The 694-nt window shown below is 75.9% G+C and carries 1 protein-coding gene and 1 pseudogene; both read left to right on the top strand.

Annotation, left to right across the window (positions count from 1 at the left end; genetic code table 11):
- Positions 1–434 (top strand): isocitrate lyase/phosphoenolpyruvate mutase family protein (locus G3I65_RS47350; RefSeq protein WP_203612704.1); only part of this gene is annotated, 434 nt, incomplete at its 5' end.
- Between the two features lie 31 nt (positions 435–465).
- A pseudogene (locus tag G3I65_RS47345) lies at positions 466–694 on the top strand (aminotransferase); the annotation flags it as partial.

Below are 694 nucleotides of genomic sequence, written 5' to 3'. Positions count from 1 at the left end.
CCGACGGCTCGCTGGCCGCGCTTGACGTCCAGTGCGCGCTGGTCACGGCCGTGAAGGCGCGCGTGCCGGAGCTGTTCGTCAACGCGCGGACCGACACGCACTGGGCGGGCGACCGCTCGATCGCCGAAGCCGAACGGCGGGTGCGGGCGTACGGCGAGGCGGGCGCGGACGGCGTGTTCGTGCCCGGCCTCGCCGAGCCGGCGGACGTCGAGCGGATCGTCGCCGCCGGCCTCCCGCTCAACCTGCTGTTCCTGCCCGGGAAGGTCACCGTGGCCGGACTGGCCGAGCTGGGCGTGGCGCGGATCAGCCTGGGCTCGCTGCCGTACCGGATGGCCCTCGCGGCCGCCGCCGAGACCGCGCGAGCCGTGCGCGAGGGCCGTGACCTGCCGCTGAGCCCGCCGTCCTACGCCGACGTCGTCGCGCTGCTGCCGTAAACGGCTTGCCCGGGTCTGCTTGAGTCGGGGCATGCGCGCCTTCGGAACCGACTTCGCCGTCCCGTCCGGATACCTGAACACGCCCAGCGTCGGCATCCCGCCCGCGCCGGTGGCCGAAGCCGTCGCGGAGTCGGTCGACCGGTGGCGGACCGGCGCGACCCGGCCGGGGGAGTTCGACCAGTACGTCACGCGGTCGCGGGCCGGGTTCGCCCGGCTGCTCGGCGTCGACCCCGGGCGCGTCGCGATCGGCGCGTCGGCCT

Source organism: Amycolatopsis sp. SID8362 (genome assembly GCF_010550475.1).
GTDB lineage: Bacteria > Actinomycetota > Actinomycetes > Mycobacteriales > Pseudonocardiaceae > Amycolatopsis > Amycolatopsis eburnea.
The sequence above is the reverse complement of the archived record's forward strand: the minus strand, read 5'-3'. Positions and strand labels throughout refer to the sequence as shown.